Origin of the sequence: Sediminibacterium sp. (genome assembly GCF_051860225.1) — a bacterium.
Lineage (GTDB): Bacteria > Bacteroidota > Bacteroidia > Chitinophagales > Chitinophagaceae > Sediminibacterium.
Genome location: NZ_JBHYEI010000002.1, coordinates 196,466 through 215,109, shown reverse-complemented (window position 1 = coordinate 215,109; position 18,644 = coordinate 196,466). Strand labels below are relative to the sequence as shown.

The window sequence follows — 18,644 nt, the reverse complement described above, 5'->3', positions numbered from 1 at the left end:
GTTTTTGTTTATATAAACGGTGAATAATTCGGGGAAAACCGCAAAAAACTGCTGCTTTTAGGTTTAATCTGCCTGAATAATCCGAAGATTTCTTTTAATGCCGCTAAATTTTACTCTTTTTAAAGGACTATCTCTGAATACGGTTTTAAAAGTTTCCTCTGTTAGTTCTTCCCATTCACTGGTACTTAAATTCAATATTGCAGGAATTGGTTCGAATGCCGGCTCTTGATGCGGCTTGCTAAAACGATTCCATGGGCAAATATCCTGACAGATATCACAACCAAATATCCAGTTTTTAAATTGATCTTTCATGCCTTCATTTAGCATGGCGTCTTTTAATTCAATGGTGTAATAACTAATGCATTTACTGCCATCAATTTGCTTGTCGGGTAAAATAGCTTCCGTTGGGCAAGCTGTTATGCATTTTGTACAAGTGCCGCAATAATCTTTTACAATTGGGTCATCATATTCCAAGGATATATCTACAATTAATGTGGCAATAAAAAAAAAGGAGCCTGCATTTTTATGGATAAGATTCCCATTTTTGCCAACCCATCCCAATCCAGATTTTACTGCCCATGCTCTTTCTAAAACGGGTGCTGAGTCTACAAATCCTCTTCCATTGATATCTCCTAATTGTTGCCGAAGGGATGCTAAAAATGTTTTTAACGTATTTCTAATTACTTCATGATAATCTTTTCCCCAAGCATATTTAGCAATAAGTGGTGCATATGGTTTTTGTTGTTCGGTGGGATAATAGTTCTTCAATAATGTAATAACCGATTTGGCTCCTGGCACCAATTTTCTCGGATCTGTTCTAAGATCAAAATGGTTTTCCATGTATTGCATTTTGCCATGCATTCCCTTGTTAAGCCACTGCTCTAATTTTCTGGCATCTTCTGAAAGTTGCGCTGCTTTAGCAATACCACAATAGGAAAATCCCAACTCATATGCGAGTGATTTTACAAATTGTGTATTTGATTGTATTTGCAACATTAATTACAGTTAGCCACTATTTGTTCGTCAATAATATTTTTCAATTTTAAATACTGCTCTTTCTTTTCTTCAGACAATAATTCTTTAGCAAAAAATACCACTGCATAATTTCTACACAAATCAATCATAGGCCATGTTCCAAATAAACCAGGGCTAGCTAATACTGTTGCATTTCCATTTTGGTCTGTTTGAAGAACCCATGAACCTAACGCATAATTGTATCCTTCTGCCGATTTTGGTGCATACTTAATCATAGAAGAAGTAGTTTGTGTTTGCAATAATAATTTTACGGATTCTTCTGATAAAACGCGCTTGCCATTAAACATGCCTTTGTTTAATAGCATCGAACAAAAATTCATTAAATCATTTGCAGTTGATTGTGCTCCACCCGAAGGGTTAATCGCATTTAAGCTAGAAAAATTAGTGCCTCTCATTTGTAAAGGTCTCAAAATTTTTTCTTGCATCAATTGTTCAAACCCTCTTCTTAGTGCCACTTCAATGTATCTGCCTGCTATATTCATTCCAACATTACTGTACCTAAATTCTAAGCCAGGGTTGGATACTATTTCTCTTTTAGATGCAAACTCTTCTATTTCTTCTTCTAGGCTATTGTATTTATTTCGCTTAACAAAATTGGCTAGTTTAATGGGTTCCGATTCTATACCTGTTAAGTGACTTAAACATTGCCTAATCGTAATAAAGCCTTTGCTATATTTAGTAAAAATGGGAAGATGTTTACTGATTTTATCATCAAGAGAGATTTTGCCTTCATCAACTAATGCCATAATTAAAGCCGCTGTTAACCATTTGCTGCTGCTTGCGATGGGCGCTTGTGTTTTCGGGGTAAACTCTCCCGCTGATTTCGAGAAAATAATTTTACCGTCTTTATATACCAATACAACAAACTCTTTACCCAATTCTTTATTTGAAGCAGCTATTGCCGCTTCAAGGGTTTGAAAATTAAATTGTGCGTTGCTATGCTGTAATATTAGCAGGAAAGCCGTAACTAGAATGACTTTTACGCATGTTTTTGTTTTTTTTAGCGACATATTTTCCGAATTATTGGCTTGGATTGTAGTTTGATTAATGCAATAAAGTTAAGTTAATCAACACAAATATGAATCTGAACAATTATACCATCAAAGCCCAAGAAGCTATTCAGGCAGCACAACAAGTTGCATATTCCAATAGCAATCCATCTATTGAAACAGATCACTTGTTAAAAGCCTTGTTAGCCGAAAAGGATTCAGCAATTGATTTTCTATTAAAGAAGAATAATGTGAATCCTACTTTTTTAGAAGCAAAGTTATTAGAGCAAATTAACAAACTGCCCAAAATTCAAGATGGAGAACCAGCGCAAACAGCTGGTAGAGATTTTAGCAATGCCTTGTTAAAAGCGAATGCTGTAATGAGTTTATTTAAGGATGAATTCATAACGCCTGAGCATTTATTGATGGCATTGGTTCAAATGAATGATGCTACTGGTAAGTTGCTAAAAAGTGCAGGATTAACCGAGAAAGGATTAACTACTGCAATTAAAGATTTGCGAAAGGGTGATACTATTCAATCACAGGCTCAAGAAACTCAGCTAAACATGTTAAACAAGTTTGCCAAAAACTTGAATGATATGGCAAGGCAGGGTAAGTTAGATCCTGTAATTGGTAGAGATGAAGAAATAAGAAGAACCCTTCATATCTTGACCAGACGTTCTAAGAACAATCCTATTTTAGTTGGAGAACCTGGTGTAGGTAAAACGGCCATTGTAGAAGGCTTGGCAATGCGTATTGTAAATGGCGATGTTCCCGAAAACCTAAAATCAAAAGTGATTTACGGTTTAGATATGGGTCAATTAATTGCTGGTGCAAAATATAAGGGGGAGTTTGAAGAAAGACTAAAAGGAGTGGTTAAAGAAGTTACTTCTAGTGAAGGAGAAATTATTCTGTTTATTGATGAAATACATACCCTAATTGGTGCAGGCGGTGGTGAAGGGGCAATGGATGCAGCTAATATTTTAAAGCCAGCTTTAGCAAGAGGAGAGTTAAGAGCAATTGGTGCAACTACTTTAAATGAATACCAGAAATATTTTGAAAAAGACAAAGCTTTAGAAAGAAGATTCCAGAAAGTAGTAATTGATGAACCCACTGTTGAAGATGCCATTTCTATATTGCGTGGATTAAAAGATCGTTACGAAACACATCACCATGTTCGTATTAAAGATGAAGCGATTATTGCTGCTGTTGAATTGTCAAATCGTTATGTAACCGATCGTTTTTTACCTGATAAAGCAATCGACTTGATTGATGAGAGTGCTGCTAAACTGAGACTCGAAATGAATTCGATGCCAGAAGAATTAGATAAGCTAGAAAGACAAATTAGACAACTTGAAATTGAGCGTGAAGCAATCAAAAGGGAAGACGACGAGGATAAATTAAAAGAACTCAATATCGAGATAAGCAATTTGGCTGTTGAACGGGATACTTTAAAAGCTAAGTGGACCCAAGAAAAGGAGCTGGTAGAAAAAGTGCAAACAGCTAAAGCTCAAATTGAACAATTAAAACAGGAAGCTGAACAAGCTGAAAGAAATGGAGAATATGGTAAGGTTGCAGAAATTCGTTACGGAAAAGTAAAAGAGCAGGAAACAATTATCACTTCTGTTACAGAACAATTATTGAATTCTTCTGAGAAGCGATTATTGAAAGAAGAAGTAGATGCAGAAGATATTGCAGAGAGTATTGCTAAAGCAACTGGAATTCCAGTTGCAAAAATGTTACAGGGCGAAAGAGAAAAACTATTGCACTTAGAAGACGAATTGCATCGTCGTGTGGTAGGGCAAGAAGAAGCCATTAGCGCTGTATCGGATGCCATCAGAAGAAGTAGAGCAGGATTGCAGGATCCCAAAAAACCAATTGGTTCATTTATCTTTTTAGGTACCACTGGTGTGGGTAAAACAGAATTAGCGAAAGCATTAGCTGATTATTTGTTTGACGATGAAACGATGATGACTCGAATAGACATGAGTGAGTATCAAGAAAAACATACGGTATCTCGTTTAATAGGAGCGCCTCCAGGTTATGTTGGCTATGATGAGGGTGGTCAATTAACAGAAGCAGTAAGAAGAAAACCTTATAGTGTTGTTTTATTGGATGAAATTGAAAAAGCGCATCCAGATGTTTGGAATGTTATGTTGCAAGTATTAGATGATGGTCGCTTAACAGATAATAAAGGGCGAATGGTCAATTTCAAGAATACCATTATTATCATGACAAGTAATATTGGTAGTCATTTAATTCAGGATGCTTTTGAAGGTGTTATGGAAACCGGAATTGAAGAGGCAACCGAAAAAGCGAAGTCAGAAGTCATGCAACTTTTAAAGCAAACGATTAGACCTGAGTTTTTAAATAGGGTTGATGAGATAATTATGTTTAGTCCTTTAAATAAAACACAGCTTCGAGGAATTGTTGGTATACAATTAGAAGGACTTAAAAAATTAGTTGCAGAGAACGATATTACTTTAAAGTTTAGTGATTACTTAGTTGATTACTTGATTGAACAAGGATTTGATGCACAGTTAGGAGCAAGACCTTTAAAGCGATTAATTCAAAAATTAATTGTGAATGCTTTAAGTAAAAAAATATTATCTGGTGATATAGATAAATCTCAACCTGTTTTGGTAGATGTGTTCGACGGATTAGTCGTATTCAGAAATGAATAGCTTTGAGGTAAAGTTGTAAAAAATTGCTGAAATTGGTAACTTTAAGAAAACTATTGTATGCGTTTTATACTCTGTTGTTTGCTTGCCAATTTCAGCAATTTTTTAATAGCACAAAACGTGACAGTTGCTAGGCCAACTCACCATTTCATAGAAGTATACGATGAGCATGGTAAACTTTTAAGTAGCAATGTTCCAGGTGTAAAGGGTAGCCCTCTGTGGAAGGATGAATCGCGTACTGCAACTGTTGAGTTATTTAATGGTAGAATTCATCGAAATATAAGTGTACTTGTTAACCTAGTGAATGGAAAAATTAATTTCATTCAAAATAATAAGGAATTTGAATTTTCAGAACCAATCAAAAAAGTGACCATTTATCACAGCGAAGAGGGTAGGGATGATTCTACGCAATTCATCAAATTGGTTGCTTATGATTCATTATTGTATCAAGTAAAAGCTAAGGGATTAAATTATAGTTTGATTAATCGCATACATAAAAAAGTAGTTGAGAATTATGACTACGGCAAATCTTCTACTAATTTGTCGTTTCAATTATTCAATGATTTTTTTCTTTTAGATGTCAACAATAATCTTATTAATCCTATAAAAGGGAAATCTTTTGAAGAGTTGTTTCCAAAAGATATAGATAGAGCAGCTCAACTTTTTCCAAAGTTTAAAAAAAGTAAAAGGTTAAGTGTTCAAGAAATTAGTTCCATAATAGCCGCATTGTAAAGGGGGGCTTTTTGTTAAAGTTTATTTAACAGGCAACGGCACGTTATTTGGTAGCATCTATGTATAAAATGTTATCAATGGAATAATGCTACACTAAAACCTTCAACCATGAAAAAAACAACCCCCTTTAAGTTGATTGCTTTATTAGCAATTTCAGTATCCATTGTGTTTACAGCTTGTAATAAAACCTCGTCTGTAGAAACACCAGTAGGAATGCAGTCTGTATCGGTTTTATTAACTGATGCTCCTGGTGTTTTTGATAACGTTTTTATTGATATCAAATCGGTTTCCTTATTAATAGATACGAGTAAAGATACTCGTAGAAAAGATACCTGTGATTGGGATCGCATAGGTAGTTCAAGGCATGCTAAAAATGATTCATCATTGGTATGGCAAGACCTTGGTGTAAAAGCTGGTGTGTATGATATCTTAAAGCTACGCAACGGAGTAGATACATTATTAGCTACGAGTACTGTTTACAAAGGAGCCATTCGATTAATTAAAATTGAATTAGGTACTTCACATTCGCTAATTAAGGATAGTGTTAGTTATCCTTTAAATATTCCTTCTAATGAGAAACCTTACGTGTTAATCAAATTAAAAGGCAATGAATGGGATGAATATTTGCCTAATAAATCTAGACTCTGGTTAGATTTTGATATCAGTAGATCTATTGTAGAAAAGAACAATCAATTTTATTTGAAACCGTATATTAAATTTTTTACAGTAAAATCAACTGCGGGTATTTCGGGAAAAGTAACCCCAAAAGAAGCGCAAGCGGTCATCACAGTATTTAATAATACCGATACAGCATATGCTCTTCCTAATCATGAAGGATTTTTTAAAATTCGTGGACTAAAAGACGGTAATTATGCTGTTTTTGTAAATGCATCCAACGGTTATGCAGATACTACGATACGGAATGTAGTAGTTTCTAAAACTAAAGAAGCACAATTGGGTTTAATTACACTCAAAAAATAATTTGCCTTATAAATCCCTCGATTATGCAAATCCCGTCAACTATGTTGTCGGGATTTTGTATTTTACGCTATGCAAAATAAATTTCTACTCTACGGTGCTAATGGGTACACTGGCAAATTGATTGCTTCAATGGCGAGTCAATTCAATTTGATTCCTGTTTTAGCTGGAAGAAATTCAACTGCCTTAAAAGAAATGGCATTAGAACTTTCGCTTGAATTTGTAGTAGTCAATTTAGATGATGCTACTATGTTAGCATCAACATTAAAAAACTTTCCCCTGGTTTTGCATGCAGCTGGTCCTTTCAAATTTACTGCACAAAAAATGGCCAAAGCCTGTTTAGCAACAGGTGTTCATTATTTAGATATCACTGGTGAAATTGCTGTTTTTGAGTTATTAAAAAAAATGGATGGACTTGCTAAGGAAAAAGGAATTATGATCATGCCCGGTGTTGGATTTGATGTTGTACCCACCGATTGTATGGCTAAATTTTTACATGATAAAATGCCCAATGCCACTCATTTAAAATTAGCTTTTGCAACGATTGGGGGCAAATTATCTCATGGTACTGCAACCACCATGGCTGAAGGAATGGGGGAGGGTGGCGCTGTTAGAGAAAATGGGAAAATTGTTAGAAAGCCACTCGGTCATAAAGGTTTTTGGGTTGATTTTGGTGTGAAAAAAATGTTTGTGATGACTATCCCTTGGGGGGATATTTCAACCGCATATACCACTACTTTAATTCCTAATATTGAAACATATACTGCCGCGTCGCCCAAAACTTTTTCCATACTAAAATGGCAAAAATGGTTTAATTGGTTACTCCAGCTTTCTATTGTTAGAAATTATTATAAAAAGAAGATTAAAAAAATGCCCGCTGGACCAGATGAGCAAATGCGTTTAAAAGCAAAGTCTTTGGTTTGGGGTGAAGTTAGGAATGATCAAAATGAAACCCTTGTAGCTACTCTTCAGGGGCCTGAGGGGTATACGTTAACTGCTATTAGTAGTCTGATCATCACACAAAAAGTGCTTTCTGGAAATTTTAAAACAGGTTATCAAACACCTGCAGCTTGTTATGGGGCAGATTTAGTGTTAGAAATTGATGGGGTTACCAGAAGCATCAATTAATATTGCATTGATAAAGGCAGGTAGGTCTTTGTTGTTTAATTGTATATAATGGCTTCAAATAAAAAGGCAGCAGTTGGGTTTATCTTTATTACGATCTTAATAGATGTGATTGGCATTGGCTTGATTATTCCGGTAGTTCCTAAACTGATTGAAGAATTGGTGCATAATAATAGTGCTAGTTTAGCTGCACAGTATGGCGGATGGCTCACTTTTTCATATGCATTTATGCAGTTTTTAATTTCACCTGTCTTAGGTAATTTAAGTGATCAATATGGTAGAAGGCCCATACTATTATTTTCATTATTTGGGTTTGGGTTAGATTATTTATTTGTTGCCTTTGCGCCTACCATCACTTGGTTGTTTGTTGGTAGAATTGTTGCTGGTATTACTGGTGCAAGCATTACAACAGCTTCAGCTTATATGGCTGATATAAGCACTCCTGAAAATAGGGCACAAAATTTTGGGATGATTGGAGCTGCTTTTGGATTAGGCTTTATTATTGGTCCAATGATAGGCGGATTATTGGGAGAATATGGTTCAAGGGTTCCTTTTTTTGTAGCAGCTGCACTTGCTTTAGCCAATTGGTTATATGGTTATTTTGTTTTACCAGAATCTTTAGATAAAGCCCATCGCAGGCCTTTTGAATGGAAGCGGGCTAACCCTTTAGGTTCTTTGCTGCAGTTAAAAAAATATCCCGCAGTGGCTGGTTTGATAGGTTCGCTGGTGTTAATCTATTTAGCTGCTCATGCTGTTCAAAGCAATTGGAGTTTTGTAAATATTGAAAAATTCAAATGGTCTCCTAAAATGATTGGTATTTCCTTAGGAATTGTTGGCCTTTTAGTGACCTTAGTTCAAGGGTTATTAATTAGAGTCATTAATCCCAAAATTGGGAATGAAAAAAGTGTTTATTTAGGACTTACTTTATATACTCTTGGTTTACTGTTTTTTGCTTTTGCAACGCAAAGCTGGATGATGTTTTTATTTTTAGTTCCTTACTGTTTGGGAGGGATTGCTGGTCCTGCTTTACAATCAATTATTTCTGGTAATGTACCTGCCAATGAACAGGGCGAGTTACAAGGTGCTTTAACTAGTTTAATTAGTGCTACTTCTATCATTGGACCACTTATTATGACAGGTTCTTTTGCTTATTTTACGAGTCAATCAGCTCCATTTTACTTCCCCGGTGCTTCTTTTTTATTAGGGGCAATTTTTATGTTATGTAGCTTAATTTGGGCGTACAACGCTTTACATATAAAAAAGATCAAGAAATAAAATGGCCCTGTTTAAAACAGGGCCAGCATATCCCCCGATATGCTTAGTAACAAATTAAAGTTTCTTTAATTCATTTAATATTTGATTTAATGATTTCTTTTGTGGTTTCAGAGAAATCACTGGTGTATTATATAGTGTTTTTACATTTGTTTCACTGTAATAAAATTGATTTCCAATTAACGAGATACTAATTAAATGGGCCTTTTTTTGAAGTGGTACTAAATTGGAAGAGAAACTTCTTGAATTGAGTTCAGGTTTTAATTCAATTGACAAATTGTAATCATCAGTAGTCATAAATACCAAACTGTTTTTATTCGTAAAGTTAGGTGGCAGAATGACGTTCAATTTGCCTACGATGCCAATATTTTGCATGGGTCGTGCTATTAAAATCCATCTTAATTGATTGGTAGTTATAGCATATTGTTCAATATCTTTTGATCCACCGATTCCTGGTTGTTTAAAAATGGCTAATTGAAATTGATTAGAGCTTGCTTCATTCCAATTAAATAGTGGATCCATTTGTAATTGCGTAGATAGAACGCCAGATTCGTCCCCTCTGTAAATTCGCATTTGTTGCATTACCTTATTGTCTTCATTGCCTAATCTTATTTCGTAGGAAATAGTAGGGGCAATTTCGAGTGATTGGCCATTAGAAGAGGCGAGAATGCAAATGCCCATATCTGTTTCTAGTAATTCAGTATTATTATGGGTTGATTTTAGTGTTCTTATGAAAGCAGATTTTTCTCTCATCACTAATACCTTAACTTCTACTTTTCCCGGAATCAAATTTCCAGTACTATTGATAAAGGCATTGGCTGGAAAAAATATTTTTAGTCGATCAGAGAATGTGATGGTCTTGCCTGCTGCCCCTATTAAACTATCTTTATATTCATAAACAGCTGTAGAATCTATTATTCTATTGATGGCAGCATAGGTTGGGACAGACGCAGACCAACTCGTATCATTCATATCAGTTCCCGAGTATAAAGTGAAATTACCTTCAGAAATCTCTTTCTTACATGATGCTAATAGTATGAAACCTAGCATTGCAAAAAGTCCATATTTTCTGATTTTAATTCGCATTTTTAATTAGATACTAGTATTGGTTTTATTGTTGCCTATCTTTTGTTTAAATTGAATCTTAAACCCATCATCAACCCTCCAATACTAAATCTTTGATTAAAAGAAGCTTCGGGCCTGGTCATATTCGATAAATTATATCTAAAGTAGGGTTCAAAAAATAATTGAGTAGTATAATTGATTCGCTTAGTAACGCTTATACCAGCATAAAGACCAAGCCCAATATTGCTTTTATAAGCCATATTCGTTTCTTTATTCAGTGCAACAGTAGATAAGCTACTATCTAGCATTACTCCTTGGTACCAGCTTGAAATATTAATTATTGCTCCTGCTGTTAACCCAATTCTCAAATCGTCGTTGCCCATTTGATAACTAGCTAAAATAGGGATGTCTAAACTTCTATACCTATTTGTTACAGTATTAGTTTTGAATCCAATTTGAGTGAGTGTGCTAGTATCTCTTACCAATAAAGTGTCTCCTGGGGCTCTAATAATTGCCCTAACTGATATTACCGTTGTTGTTCTGGTTTCATTTTCTGTTCTATAGGTAAATCGTTCATTAATTTGCGAATATTGAAGCCCAGTTTTAATAGAGAAATGATCATTAAGCGGTTTTACAATTCTAAATCCTGCTGTAAATCCTGGTCTTAATGATTCACTACTGTCTTTCCTGCTCATTAATTGAGTACTTGCTGTATTATTCGTAACTGTTTTAAACGGTATATCAGGTGAAAAAAACACTTCTAAATCCCAATCGGGGTTTCTCATTTTTCTATCAGTAGGGCAAATCACAACATTTTTAAAACTTGATGCATGATTGTATTTATTGACCTCTTTAGTGAATAATGTATTCCATTTTTTTTGCTGTTTAATATATGCATTTCCAGCTTTTTCAGATAGTTCATAGCCTTCAAAACTTGCTTCTGTATTTATAGAATCTATGATAATATTATTGCTATTGATGCCTGCATTATTTTCCGCTTTATTGTTTTCGATAGTTTGATCAAATGGAAATATGGATTGATCCTGTTTAAAAGAGCGGGTAATATTTTTACGATTTAGTTTCCATTGAGTTTTAGTTTCCATTCCTGTTTTTTCATTCCTGATTAATCCCTCTTTTGTGGCTGCCTCAGGAGTTTCGTCAACAATTGGTTCTGTTGTTTTTGTAGCTGCTGGGGTTGTATTTATATCAGGAATACGTAAATACAAATAAGCAGCTATAGATCCAACAAAAAAGAGTAATAGGATTGAAGCGGCAGCCATGTATTTTTTGGGAAACCATGCAATTACTCTTCTTTTATCCTCTTCATCAGGTTTTATTTTGTTCCATAAATGAGACGGAACCGGTGCAGTATAGTGATATAATTTATCTTGAATATAATCATCAAAACCTTCGCGTGGCTCAGATAAGTCGTGCGCAGCAATTTTATCCCATAACGTCGTAGTAGACACTGGGCTACTATATTGCTGTAGTTTTTGGTTAAAAATGATATCAAATTCCTTATTGGTCATTAAACTGCAATCTTTTGTAGTTGCAAGATTTGTGTCTGCAACATTTTTCTTGCTTTCACCAATTGACTTCTGCTGGTGCCTGCTTGAATGTTCAACATTTGTGCTATTTCATCGTGACTATACCCTTCAATTACACTTAGGTTAAAAACCATTCTATATCCTTCTGGTAAAGCACTAATTAGTTTTAATAAATCTTCTTCCCCTAAATAATTAAAAGCACTTGGATCGATGGATGGTAAATCTGCGTGATGGTCATCAATTTCTTTGAAACTCATTTTCTTTCGCTCTAAATGCCTGATGGCAGTATTGACCACAATTCTTCTGATCCATCCTTCGAATGAGCCTTCAAATTTGAATTGGCTTATATATTGAAAAACTTTTATAAATGCATCCTGAAGCATGTCTTCTGCTTCCATATTGTCTTTGGCATATCTAAGGCATACGCCCATCATCTTACCAGCATGTTGCTCAAATAGCATACGCTGGCAGATTGGGTCCTGCTTAATACAGCCTTTTATCAACTCGTGCTCTGTCAAATGAGGGTTATTTAGGGTTGACAATATATAGACGACAACTAAGACAAAAATGCTGCCTAATCATCTAGAACAAGTCAAATTTGAATAAAAAAGCCCCTAAATGTTAAGGGGCTTCTTTAATTTATCAAATATTTAATATTTACAACCTTAAAAATTGGTCGTGTATATAGTCTACCACACTGACTAAACTACCAGTTTCTTTGAAAACTTTTAATTGGCGATCTGCCCCGGTACCTACTTCAAAAATTTTGGCCACATGTTCTACTACATGCCTGCTTCCTAACTCGTCTACCACATCGTCTACAAAATCAAGTAATTCATAAATGAGTGCCTTAGTATCAACTTCTGTTTCTTTACCAAAATCAATTAGTTTGCCGTCTATTCCATATCTACTTGCCCTCCACTTGTTCTCATTAATGAGCGACCGTTGGTATATCATGAAATTCAAGTTTTGGTTGCGCAACTTGTAAATTTTGGCGCAGATTGCCTGAAAAAGCGCTGCAATAGTCATGGTTTCCATGATATTCATAGGGACATCACAGATTCTGAATTCCACGGTATTAAAGAAGGGGTGTACTCTTAAATCCCACCATATTTTTTTTGCGTTGTCTATACAGTTGGTTTTGATTAAGAGGTTAACATAGTTTTCATATGCTTCAAAACTCTCAAAATGGTCGGGGATTCCTGTTCTGGGAAATTTATCAAATACTTTGGTTCTAAAAGATTTGTATCCGGTATCTCTAGATTCCCAAAAAGGGGAGTTAGTACTTAATGCATACACATGGGGTAAAAAATAACGGGCTGTATTAGCTATATGGTTTGCCATTTTTCGGTCTTCCATACCTACGTGAACATGTAGTCCAAAAATTAAATTACTTCTTGCCGCTTCCTGTAATTCATTTACGATTTGATTGTACCTAACATGGTCGGTAATTAATTGGTTTTCCCAGTGGCTGAAAGGATGCGTGCCTGATGCCCCAACCCATAATCCGAGGTCTCCAGCTATTTGCGCAATATTGCCTCTTAAAGAGGCCACATCTTTAAAAGCTTCATCAATATCCTTACAAATATCTGTTCCTACTTCTACCACAGCTTGGTGCATTTCTGCTTTAACCTTGTCTTTCATGGTTAATTGACCCACCTGTACAATTTTTTGTTCATGGCTCTTAAGCTCCCTAGAAATGGGATCTATCACCATGTATTCTTCTTCTACTCCTAAAGTAAAATGCTTGTAACTTAATTTAGACATATATTTTTCGAGATGGCTTTTAATATAATGGCTGACCGTTTGCGCTTCTTTTGATATACGCTCCCCAAGTTAAATTGTCCTTGCCTTCTTCTTGCGCTAATGCTTTCTCAATGGCATAATTGGCTGCTGTTTCTACTACCCAATCAAAATTTTCTTGGCCTACGCTTTTAATATCTGCATCTGGTGCCGGATTGCAAAAATCGATTGCATAAGGTACTCCGTCCCTTAATGCTAATTCTACAGTATTGAAATCGTACCCTAAATACTGGTTGATTTTGATGACAATATCAGTCATCATTTTTATTTTTTCCGCTGATGGTTTAAAATCTGCTGCATATCTTAAATGATGTGGATTTCTTGGCTCGTAAGACATAATACGAACATGCTTTCCTCCAATACAATAACAGCGATAATATTCTTCAAAAATTATTTCTTCTTGTAAAAGCATAACCAACTGTCCCGTTTCAGCATGCTTTTCAAAGAAATCATTCATGTCTGTTAATTTGTAAACGTTTTTCCAGCCACCTCCAGCAAAAGGCTTCATATAAGCAGGAAATCCAACATAATTAAAAATTCCCTCCCAATCTAATGGATACGATAAATTACTGAAAGATAATTCAGCTGTATCAGTAGGTAAATCTTTAGAAGGAAGTATTACTGTTTTAGGAACAGGAACATCAATTTTAGTAGACAAACAATTATTAAAAAACTTTTCATCTGCACTCCACCAGAATGGATTATTGATAACTGCTGTTCCACAAAGGGCTGCATTTTTTAAATACGCCCTATAAAAGGGTACGTCTTGGCTTATACGATCTATGATTACAGCATAACCGCTGTTTTCTCCCTGAATTACTTTGTCAATTTTAACAGCTTCGGCAGTAATGCCTTTTACTTGCTTACTATTTATTCTTTCGATAAATGCATTGGGGAAACTTCTTTCTTGTCCAAAGAGGATACCAATTTTTTTCATGAGTACAAATTTTAGTCTTGATTTGTAATTTAAGCTATCCTTGCATAAATAAAAAAATCTACTTGATTATTTTTTATACTATATGTTTCAAATAATCTAATTTTCAGCCTACTTTATTATGGCATTCCCCTATTTTTGAACTTATGCGTCTTAATAACACTCCTTTATCAGCTGATATAAAAGTTGAATCAGTTCAAGTACATTCTGAATATTTAGAAAGACCCGTAACCATTGATATCTACTTGCCTCATCAAACTATTCACTTAGATCAAGTAAGTATACTGCTGATTAATGATGGACAAGATTTATTAAAAATGTCTTTTGCTAATACACTTTCACAATTAATTACCGAAGATCGAATTGAGCCTTTGGTATGTATTGGCATTCATTGTGGACCACAACGCAAAATGGAATATGGTACTGCATTTTCTGCAGACTTTGAAGGGCGAGGAGCTCATGCAGGATTGTACACCAAATTTATTTTTGATGAATTGTTGCCTTTTATTAGAAAGAAATACAGTGCTCCTTCTTTCAAGGATAAGTCTTTTGCAGGTTTTTCTTTAGGGGCATTAAGTGCAATGGATATTGTTTGGAATCATGCTAGTGAATTTAGAAAAGTGGGTTTATTTAGTCCATCTCTTTGGTGGCGTAGAAAAGCCTATGATGATGGATATGATGATGAACAAGATCGTTTAATGCACTTACAAGTAAGAAATGGAACTTTTCATCCTTGGCTACAATTTTTTATTGAGTGTGGCACATTAGATGAAACAGCTGATAGAAATAAAAACGGCATCATTGATTCAATTGATGATGCGCTAGATTTAATTATTGCATTAAAAGCAAAAGGATATACCCATCAACATATTGAATATTTGCAGATAGAAGATGGTAAGCATGATATTGCTACATGGGAAAAAGCTATGCCTCAGTTTTTAAAATGGGGGTGGGGTAAGTAAATCAATCTTGTGATTGTGGTATAAAAATCAATAGAACCCTTGATGCTTCTTATTAAAAAAAAGGCCCCGAATTTTCGGGACCTTTTTTTATGTATTAAGTAGGTTATTAGAAAATATAACGTACGCCTAATTGCATAGACCAGGTACTAGCCAAGCTTAAGTTATCTACCCAAGGCTTGTTTACTAACTGACCACTTTGCTGTTGTAAGTTAAAGGTTGGACGACCAGTTCCATCATATCCTCTGAAGATCAAAGGCTGATTGGTAGTAGTAATTTGTCTTAAACCAGAAGACTTGAACAACATGTTTCCAAAGTTGAAGATATCAGCAGTGATTTGTAAAGTATGCTTACGACCACCAATATTTGTAAAGATATCTTGTACAACTCTTAAGTCGAAGCGGCTTACCATTGGTAAATAAGCTTCGTTACGTCCTGCATATTGACCAATATTTTGTCTTAAGTAAGGAGTTGCGTCAACAAATTGTTGCCATGCAGCCAATTGCTCAGCAGCAGTTCTTGCAGGGTTTCCGCCAGATGCAGCTTGTGCAACAAAGTTTGGAGTATAATCAATGAACATTAAATCAGATGCGTTATTTCCATCATTGTTTAAGTCTCCATTGTAAGTGTAGCTATAGTTGTTTCCTTTTGCAATTTCACCAAATAAACTAATGGTAGTTGCAAAGTTTTTAGCATACTCAAATTTGTAAGACAATGAAGTGATGACTCTGTGTGGAGTAACATAAGCTGAGTTAAATAACTGCTGAGCATTTTGCGTAGCAGTTGTTGGATTACTCTGCCAAGTTGAAGTTGCTTGGCTACCAGGGTTAGCAGTTAATTCATTTGCAAAACTTCTAGTGTATGCTATTGTTCCAAAGAATCCTTTTGTGGAAGTCTTCGTTACTTGTAAAGTTAATGATCCACTATTACCTCTTGACGCATTTTCTAAGATAATTGCAGAACCTAAATTACTGTATAATCTTCTGTCTGCAGCAGCCGCAAAACGAGGTCTTGCATCTAAACCACCATTCAATACAGCATTAGTGGCACGCTCATTAGCGTTTCTCATGATTACTGCATTGATATCTTTGGTAATCAAAGCTTCTGCAGTAATACTCCATCCATTACCTAATTTCTTGTCTACAGCAATATTTGTTCTCCAAACTTGAGGGAATTTGAAATTAGGATCCATCATGACGATGTTCGCATTGTTGCCTAAAACACCAGGGGTTGGGCTAAAGCTTCCACGATACGCATCTGGATTTGGATTGAATAAGAAGTTGCCTAACAATGCAGGGCTGGTAACTGCCTGACTTGCTTGGTACATTTGGCTATTACTTGGCATATTAGTCAAGTAAACAAAAGGAATTCTACCAGTGAATAAACCTGTTCCACCTCTTACTACTAAATTTTCGTTGTCAACCTTGTAACGGAATCCAACTCTAGGAGAGAAGTATAAAGTGCTCTGTGTAGGCCACTCGCTTGTTTTGTATTGAGTTGGAACCCCATTTCTATCAGGGAATCTTAAGGCAGAAACGTTTGGATTCTCTAATGGTGCTTCCGGGAACATTATTTTATCTACACGTAAACCATAAGTTAACTTAAAGTTTTCGTTCACGTTAAACTCATCTTGAGCATAAATGCCCAATTGACCAACTTTTAAGTCTGCTGCATATACGGCAGGCTTAGCTGGGTCTAAAGAGAAAGTATAAGAGAAGGCTGCTGGAGGTCTGTTAGTAATAAAATCATTTAATGAATTAAATGCATAGTAACTAGCAGATCCTGGCATAAACATATTACCTACACTTTGGTACTCATAAGTAGCACCACCAGTGATGGTATGCTTTCCAGCATAGTAAGTGAAGTTATTGGTAATGGTAAATACATCATTCTTTACATCGTTGTTTCTGGTAAATGGATCAGAACCAGCTGACATATAGTTTTGTCCATTGTTGTTGAAGATATCGATGGTTGGGAATATGCCACCTGCAACAGAACGGGTTGCTTGAATTTTAGAGAAGGTAGCAATAAACTGATTGGAGAATTTGCTATTGAAGTTTGAGTTTAATTCAATAGAACCTGTTCTTACTACATCTTTAAATTGGTAGTTAGAATTAGCAAAAGACATTGAGTTTAAGCTAAAACGGTTATTCGGTAAACGTGAAATTGAACCGCCTCCTGCAGGAGTAAACGATGGGTTATTTGGGATACTTGATCCGTTTAAAGCCTGATCGTTAAAGCTGCTTAAATCACTATACTTTAATGTTAGCTTATGATTATTATTGATATTCCAATCAATCTTAGCCAAAATTTTAGTGTTCTTAGAAAGGAAGTTCGGGAAGTTATCAAAAGCACCTGGATCATATCCGTAAGCAGTCCTTAAATGATTAGCAAATTTTGCTAATGAATCTACACTGGTGTTACTCACGTTACCAGCACCAGAACCGCCTCTTGGGCTGAATGTGATACCTGGTCTGTTACCTTCTTCTTCTTCATAAGATGCAAAGAAGAATAATTTATTTTTAATGATTGCTCCACCTAAAGTAGCACCAAAGATTTTATTGCTTGATTGAACAAGTGGAGGTAATTTGGTATCTCCTACATTTAAACCATTGTAATCTTGGTTTCTGTATAATCCATAAACAGATCCTCTTAGAGTATTGGTACCGCTTTTGGTAACAGCGTTAATACCAGCACCAGTAAAACCTGATTGTCTTACATCAAAAGGGGCAATGTTTACTGAAACCTCTTCAATTGCATCAATTGAAATAGGGCTTGCACCACCGCCTGGTAATGGATCAGAACTTAAACCAAAGTTGTTGTTTAAATTTGCACCATCAACTTGGGTATTGTTAAATCTACCATCTCTACCAGCAAAACTAGTTCCGTTTGCTTGAGGTGTTACACGGGTAAAATCGTTAATACTACGACTAATAGTAGGCATGGTATTTAACATACGCTGGTTAATAACAGTTGAAGCACCGCCAGACTTGTCTCCGCTGGATTTTTTCTTCAAAGCATTAACTACTACTTCACTTAGTACCTTAGACTCGTCTATCAAGGTAGGGTTAATTACATAAGGCTCACCCAATAAAAGATAAATATCATTTATTGTTTCGGCCTTTAAACCAGTAAAACTGATCTTTAGTGTGTAAGGGCCACCAGTTCTTAAACCTGGTAATGTGAAAACACCACCCTTTTTTGCTAAAGAAGAATACTGAGTACCAGATGGGGTGTGTACAGCAACAAGGCTGGCACCTTCAATGGGTTGCCCATCAGCAGTTTTTACAACCCCTGTGATACTACTTGTAGTAACCTGGGCGGTTGTGATCAAAGTTGCTAAGACAGCAACCATAATCATTGAAATTCGTTTAAAAATTCTCATAATCTTGGTTTTGTGCGGCAAATATCCAACTAAAGCCGTATGTACCCAAAATCTTGTTAAAATAAAGACCTTTTTTTGGCCTAATTATGAACATTACCAAGTGAATTTTTATAAGTGAATATTTTTTAAGTATTTGATA

14 protein-coding genes are annotated in these 18,644 nt (G+C 35.4%); 6 read left to right on the top strand and 8 right to left on the bottom strand.

The features are described 5' to 3' along the window. Positions 1-63: 63 nt before the first annotated feature. Together queG and ACTIEI_RS07750 are read right to left on the bottom strand one after the other, a co-directional pair. Complete coding sequence (gene queG, locus ACTIEI_RS07755) at positions 64-996, bottom strand: tRNA epoxyqueuosine(34) reductase QueG (RefSeq protein WP_439505722.1); 933 nt, start codon at positions 994-996, stop codon at positions 64-66. Continuing rightward, entirely contained in the window at positions 996-2,045 is a 1,050-nt protein-coding gene (locus ACTIEI_RS07750; RefSeq protein ID WP_439505721.1) for a serine hydrolase domain-containing protein, read from the bottom strand. Before ACTIEI_RS07750 ends, queG begins: the two co-directional genes overlap by 1 nt. A gap of 68 nt (positions 2,046-2,113) precedes the next feature. Between ACTIEI_RS07750 and clpB the strand changes: the two genes are divergently transcribed. From clpB to ACTIEI_RS07725, 5 genes are all read left to right on the top strand, one after another. Beyond that, positions 2,114-4,708 (top strand): ATP-dependent chaperone ClpB, encoded by a 2,595-nt coding sequence (clpB, locus tag ACTIEI_RS07745; protein ID WP_439505720.1) that lies wholly within the window; start codon positions 2,114-2,116, stop codon positions 4,706-4,708. Positions 4,709-4,765: 57 nt separating this feature from the next. Beyond that, on the top strand, positions 4,766-5,437 hold the full coding sequence (locus ACTIEI_RS07740) for a hypothetical protein (protein ID WP_439505719.1): 672 nt from the start codon (positions 4,766-4,768) through the stop codon (positions 5,435-5,437). A 108-nt stretch (positions 5,438-5,545) separates the two neighbouring features. After that, complete coding sequence (locus ACTIEI_RS07735; RefSeq protein ID WP_439505718.1) at positions 5,546-6,418, top strand: DUF4382 domain-containing protein; 873 nt, start codon at positions 5,546-5,548, stop codon at positions 6,416-6,418. Between the two features lie 69 nt (positions 6,419-6,487). Continuing rightward, positions 6,488-7,543: a saccharopine dehydrogenase family protein gene (locus ACTIEI_RS07730; protein WP_439505717.1), complete on the top strand. Its 1,056-nt coding sequence runs from the start codon at positions 6,488-6,490 to the stop codon at positions 7,541-7,543. Positions 7,544-7,591: 48 nt separating this feature from the next. Then, positions 7,592-8,815 carry a TCR/Tet family MFS transporter gene (locus ACTIEI_RS07725; RefSeq protein ID WP_439505716.1) on the top strand — a complete coding sequence of 408 codons (1,224 nt, stop codon included), beginning with the start codon at positions 7,592-7,594 and terminating at the stop codon, positions 8,813-8,815. Between the two features lie 54 nt (positions 8,816-8,869). Here ACTIEI_RS07725 and ACTIEI_RS07720 read toward each other — a convergent pair whose 3' ends face one another. From ACTIEI_RS07720 to ACTIEI_RS07700, 5 genes are all read right to left on the bottom strand, one after another. Further along, entirely contained in the window at positions 8,870-9,898 is a 1,029-nt protein-coding gene (locus tag ACTIEI_RS07720; RefSeq protein WP_439505715.1) for a hypothetical protein, read from the bottom strand. A 35-nt stretch (positions 9,899-9,933) separates the two neighbouring features. Next, the gene (locus ACTIEI_RS07715) at positions 9,934-11,406 is read right to left on the bottom strand and encodes an outer membrane beta-barrel protein (RefSeq protein ID WP_439505714.1); all 1,473 of its coding nucleotides are present in this window, start codon (positions 11,404-11,406) and stop codon (positions 9,934-9,936) included. Continuing rightward, the gene (locus tag ACTIEI_RS07710; RefSeq protein WP_439505713.1) at positions 11,406-11,885 is read right to left on the bottom strand and encodes an RNA polymerase sigma factor; all 480 of its coding nucleotides are present in this window, start codon (positions 11,883-11,885) and stop codon (positions 11,406-11,408) included. The genes ACTIEI_RS07715 and ACTIEI_RS07710 overlap by 1 nt, the downstream gene beginning before the upstream one ends. Before the next feature lie 196 nt (positions 11,886-12,081). Continuing rightward, entirely contained in the window at positions 12,082-13,191 is a 1,110-nt protein-coding gene (locus ACTIEI_RS07705) for a carboxylate-amine ligase (RefSeq protein ID WP_439505712.1), read from the bottom strand. A gap of 19 nt (positions 13,192-13,210) precedes the next feature. Beyond that, on the bottom strand, positions 13,211-14,164 hold the full coding sequence (locus tag ACTIEI_RS07700) for an ATP-grasp domain-containing protein (RefSeq protein ID WP_439505711.1): 954 nt from the start codon (positions 14,162-14,164) through the stop codon (positions 13,211-13,213). A 143-nt stretch (positions 14,165-14,307) separates the two neighbouring features. Between ACTIEI_RS07700 and ACTIEI_RS07695 the strand changes: the two genes are divergently transcribed. Continuing rightward, positions 14,308-15,123: an alpha/beta hydrolase gene (locus tag ACTIEI_RS07695; protein ID WP_439505710.1), complete on the top strand. Its 816-nt coding sequence runs from the start codon at positions 14,308-14,310 to the stop codon at positions 15,121-15,123. 106 nt (positions 15,124-15,229) lie between these two features. On the opposite strand, the gene ACTIEI_RS07690 is transcribed toward ACTIEI_RS07695, so the two are convergent. After that, positions 15,230-18,505 carry a TonB-dependent receptor gene (locus ACTIEI_RS07690; protein ID WP_439505709.1) on the bottom strand — a complete coding sequence of 1,092 codons (3,276 nt, stop codon included), beginning with the start codon at positions 18,503-18,505 and terminating at the stop codon, positions 15,230-15,232. Positions 18,506-18,644: the final 139 nt, after the last annotated feature.